The organism is Salibaculum sp. (assembly GCF_035270045.1).
In the GTDB taxonomy this organism is placed as follows: domain Bacteria; phylum Pseudomonadota; class Alphaproteobacteria; order Rhodobacterales; family Rhodobacteraceae; genus Salibaculum.
On the sequence record NZ_DATFIP010000001.1, the window covers coordinates 1 to 4,146 of the forward strand.

5 protein-coding genes are annotated in these 4,146 nt (G+C 61.4%); all 5 read right to left on the reverse strand.

Annotation, left to right across the window (positions count from 1 at the left end):
• Positions 1 to 317 (reverse strand): TSUP family transporter (locus tag VJ897_RS00005; protein WP_324052074.1); only part of this gene is annotated, 317 nt, incomplete at its 3' end.
• Positions 318 to 348: 31 nt separating this feature from the next.
• On the reverse strand, positions 349 to 1,149 hold the full coding sequence (locus tag VJ897_RS00010; RefSeq protein WP_324052075.1) for a glutathione S-transferase family protein: 801 nt from the start codon (positions 1,147 to 1,149) through the stop codon (positions 349 to 351).
• Complete coding sequence (locus tag VJ897_RS00015; RefSeq protein WP_324052077.1) at positions 1,143 to 2,144, reverse strand: glutathione S-transferase family protein; 1,002 nt, start codon at positions 2,142 to 2,144, stop codon at positions 1,143 to 1,145. Before VJ897_RS00015 ends, VJ897_RS00010 begins: the two co-directional genes overlap by 7 nt.
• 103 nt (positions 2,145 to 2,247) lie before the next feature.
• Positions 2,248 to 3,324, reverse strand: coding sequence for an ABC transporter substrate-binding protein (locus VJ897_RS00020; protein ID WP_324052078.1), 1,077 nt, complete (start codon positions 3,322 to 3,324; stop codon positions 2,248 to 2,250).
• A gap of 48 nt (positions 3,325 to 3,372) precedes the next feature.
• The coding region (locus tag VJ897_RS00025; RefSeq protein WP_324052080.1) for an ABC transporter permease at positions 3,373 to 4,146 on the reverse strand (774 nt) is incomplete at its 5' end.

A 4,146-nucleotide genomic window follows, 5' to 3' on the forward strand; every position in this document is an offset into this window, starting at 1 on the left:
CAGCCAATCACCACGCGGACGACGTCTTCATCGGTCTTCCCGGCCAGCATGTAGCCCGCGAGGATGCCGATGGCCGAGGCCGGGATAAGAATCGCGAGGTTCCGGCGTGAATAGGAATGGCGGTAGATCCAGATGCCGTAGACATCACTGATCAAATAAACCGGCAGTAGGAGGGCCGCCCCCTGCATCGGCGACATGACCAGCGACATCGTCGGGACGCTCAAGAGAGCGATCATCGGCAAACCGCCTTTGCTGCCGCCAACGAAGAGTGCCGCCGCAAAGGCCGTGATCCAGAATAACACCGGATCGGTTGTCACCGGAATTTCCCTCCGGCTCCTCCGCACTGGATCACGCCGCCGCCTCCTTCCAGAGCGCCGCGATCGTCTCGAAGGCTCCGGTCCCGTGCTCGGTTCGCTTGTCCGCAGTGATGTCGCCCCAGTCGACCACTGCCTTCTGGTAGGCCGGGCGGGCCGCGATCCTCTCATACCAGTCGGTCAGGCCGATCATATGGCTCCAGAGGGGCGCCATCATGAAGGATTCCATCCGCCGCAGGTAAACCACGAGCGCGATATCGGCCAGTGAATAGGACGCACCCGCCAGCCAGTCGTGCTCGACAAGTCGGGCATTCATGTCCTCGAAGAGCCCGCGGAAGGTGCGCAGCGCGCCCGGCAGGAGGGGCGACTCGAGACCCATTGAGATATTCACCTGGTCATTGTCACGACGTTCCAGATCCCGCATGTGCGCGTGGTATTTCTCGATCTTCTCCTGGCCTTGCTCCAGATAGATGAACCTGTTCACGATGCAGACGCCTATGGTGCGGCTGGCGACATGCACACCGTCGTCGATCCGCTTCATCCAGAGCCGCATCATGGCGCGGTCCTCGGGGGAGTCCGGTCGAAAAGACGTGTCTCGGAATGCGTCCTCCAGGTATTCCAGAATCACATTCGATTCCGCGATCCCGACGCCGTTGTTTTCGACCACCGGGATCAAGCCCTTGGGGTTCATCTCGTGGTAATTTTCGGGCAGTTGATCAACATCACCACGAGCCGTATCGACGATGACACTGTTCCACTCCAATCCCTTTTCCTCGATCAGAAGCCGTACCCGCTGCGCGGCGGTGGAACGATCGTAGTGGTAAAGGGTCAGCATGCCGCGATCTCCTGCCCCTCATCGGGTCCCCAATCCGGTCCGTCGAGGTCGACCGAGGCCCCGGCAGGAATGATTCCATATGGATTGATGCGGCGGTGGGCCAGATAATAATGGTCGACGATATGATCGAGAAACACGGTGCCGCGAACGCCGTTCAGGTTCAGAATATCCCGGGTGTGGCGGCGGAGGTTCGGGTAATCGCTCAGCAGTCGGACGTTGCATTTGAAGTGGAAGTAATAGACCGGCTCGAACCGGATCATCGTGGTGAAGAGCCGCAGATCTGACTCCAGTAGCTGATCTCCATGCAGGAAGCGCCGGTCGCGCAAGCGCTCATCGAGCACTCCGAAGGCCTCGAACATCTCCGCCACGCCCGTCTCATAAGCCTGTTGCGACTGGGCGAACCCGGTTCGGTACACCCCGTTGTTGATGGTCCGGTAAACGTAATCGTTGATCTCGTCGATTTCGTCCAGCTTGTCGGCGGGCAGGAAATCGACCCACGTCCTGGCCAACCCGCGAAACGCCGGCCCGCCCAGCATGCGGATGATGTCGGCGGATTCGTTGTTCACGATGCCGTCGGTGGCCCGGTCCCACAGGACCGGGACCGTGACCTTGCCCGAATATCCAGGCTCGGCGCGGGTATAGACCTCGTGCATGAAGCGCGCCCCGCCGATCCTGTCGGGCGTCGCGCCCAGATAACCGTCGAAAACCCAGCCGTTTTCCATGTTCACGGGGTGGACGACCGAGATATCGATGACGTCCTCAAGGCCCAAAAGGCTTCGGTAGAGTAGCGTGCGATGTGCCCAGGGGCAGGCGTAGGACACATAGAGGTGGTAGCGCCCGGCCTCGGTCTTGAACCCCCCCTGCCCCGTGGGCCCGGGCGAGCCGTCAATCGTCACCCAGTTGCGGAACGGGGAGGCATTGCGCACGAACTGGCCGTCCCTGTTTACCTCCCTGGTATTGGTGTCCTGCCAGACGCCTTCAACCAACTGTCCCATTGGCCTGCCCTCTTGGTCACCATTGGAATGCTCCGCCGCGGCACGGCGGAGCATTCAACCTTCTCGAGCGTCGACCGGAAGCACCGGTCGACGCGGCATGTCGTCAGATAGACGCCGGGCGCTTTTCAAGCCCCAGCGCTTCCTGCGCGCGCCAAAGGTAGGTCAGATCATAGAAATTCCGCCAATCGATACCTTCCGGCAGTTGCTGCGTTTCCACCAGCGTTGCGACGAACTCGTCCATCTCCTCGGCCGACGCCCAGCCGCCATCGGGGCTGAGCTGCATCAGCTCCACTTCGTAGAGCTCACGGAAGCTGTCCGGGATTTCGTAGCCGAGGTCGATCATGATCTGGTAGGCCTGCTCCTTGTTCGCGGGGTCCATCAGCCACTGGCGCGCCTTGATATCGGCCACGAGCCAGGCTTGGGCCGTATCGGCGTTGGCGTCGAGCCAGTCACCCATGACCGCGAAGCTCTCCTGCGGCGCGCTGACGAGTTCCTCGTAGAGGAACTTGCCTCCACTTGCCTCGAGCGGGGCACGGTGGCGCGGGAACATGCTGGCCGCATCGATGCTCCCGTTTATGACGGCGCCAAGACGCGAATCCGACCCGCCCGAGGCAGGCACGAAAGTCACGTCTTCGTCCGGATCGAGGCCCATCTTCATGAGGATCTGGCGCTGGATGTAGGTGTTGCGGCCGGCGAGGTTGCCGCCGGTGATGGTCTTGCCGATCAGATCCTCGGGCGTCTCGATGCCAGGGCCGACACCCATGATCCAAAACTCCGCGCTGCGATGCAGCGAGATCATCGTGATGGGAAGGCCGCTCGCGTTACCGGCGGCGAGGAACTCGCTCGTGTCACCGTGAGCGATGTCGAGGCTGCGGCCGACGAGGCCGGCGATGTACTCATCGGACAGGATGATCTCGAAATCCTCGATCCCTCCTTCTTCGTAGAAGCCGAGGCTCTGTGCCAGACGGAACGCCCACTGGTTGGCATAGTTTGGGTTGAAGTCGCCCATCTTGATCGCCTTGAGGTTTGCGATCACGTTGTCGGCGCTGGGGGTCTGAGCCAAGGCTTGGCCCGGAAGCGTGCCCGCGGCGATCATCGTGCCGATGACACCCGCGCCCCCCTGGAACAGCGCGTCTCTTCGGTTGAGCCGGATCGGCCCGTTCTTGCTGAATTTGGTCATGGTGACTCCTCCCTTTTTGTGGTCGTTATTTTGCAATGGACGCTCTGACTACATGATCTGCTGCTGGCGCCAGGGCGCGATGTAGACCTCGATCATCTTGGTGATCTTGATGAACGACAGCGAGATGATGACGAGCAGCAGCAGGACCGCGTACATCAGTTCGGAATTGAACGTGTCGGCGGAGCGCACGATCAGGAAACCGAGCCCACTGGAGCCGCCGAAGATCTCGGCGATGATCACTCCCACCATGCCGCGACCGATACCCTGCTGCACCCCCGCGATGATGAAGGGCAGCGTAAAGGGAAGCACGACGTTGGAATAGATCTGGCGCCGGTTGGCGCCGAAAACCTTGGCGGCGGCGATCAGCGACTTCTCCGTCGTTTTCACCCCCGCCCAGGCGTTGATCATGATCGGGAACATTGCCGCCAGCGTCACGATGGTGACCTGCATCTCGACGGTGAAGCCCATGAACAGGATGAAGAGAGGCACCAACGCAATTCGCGGCAGCGACGCCAAGCCCCAGACGTACGGCGACAGGATGCGTTCGACATAGCGGTTGCCCCCCATCAAGAGCCCGCCGGGGATGCCGATCGCGCAAGCCAGAAGCACGCCTATGGTGAGCGTCCGAAGAGTATAAAGCAGATGGTCGATGATCTGCCCTGAAATGATCGCATCCGGCGGCGCCCGCGCGGTCAGCCCCTCGAAGAGGGTCGAGAACATGCCCGACGCGGTGGGGAAAAAGACCGGGTTCACCGCGCCCGAACGGGCGAAGAGTTCCCATAGGCTGAAGAAAATCGTCAAGTTGGCGACCGTGACCGCCCA

Excerpts from the sequence above, each read along its gene's own strand:
- VJ897_RS00010 (WP_324052075.1), bottom strand. The coding sequence starts at position 1,149 with ATGCTGACCCTTTACCACTACGATCGTTCCACCGCCGCGCAGCGGGTA.
- VJ897_RS00015 (WP_324052077.1), bottom strand. The coding sequence starts at position 2,144 with ATGGGACAGTTGGTTGAAGGCGTCTGGCAGGACACCAATACCAGGGAG.
- VJ897_RS00020 (WP_324052078.1), bottom strand. The coding sequence starts at position 3,324 with ATGACCAAATTCAGCAAGAACGGGCCGATCCGGCTCAACCGAAGAGAC.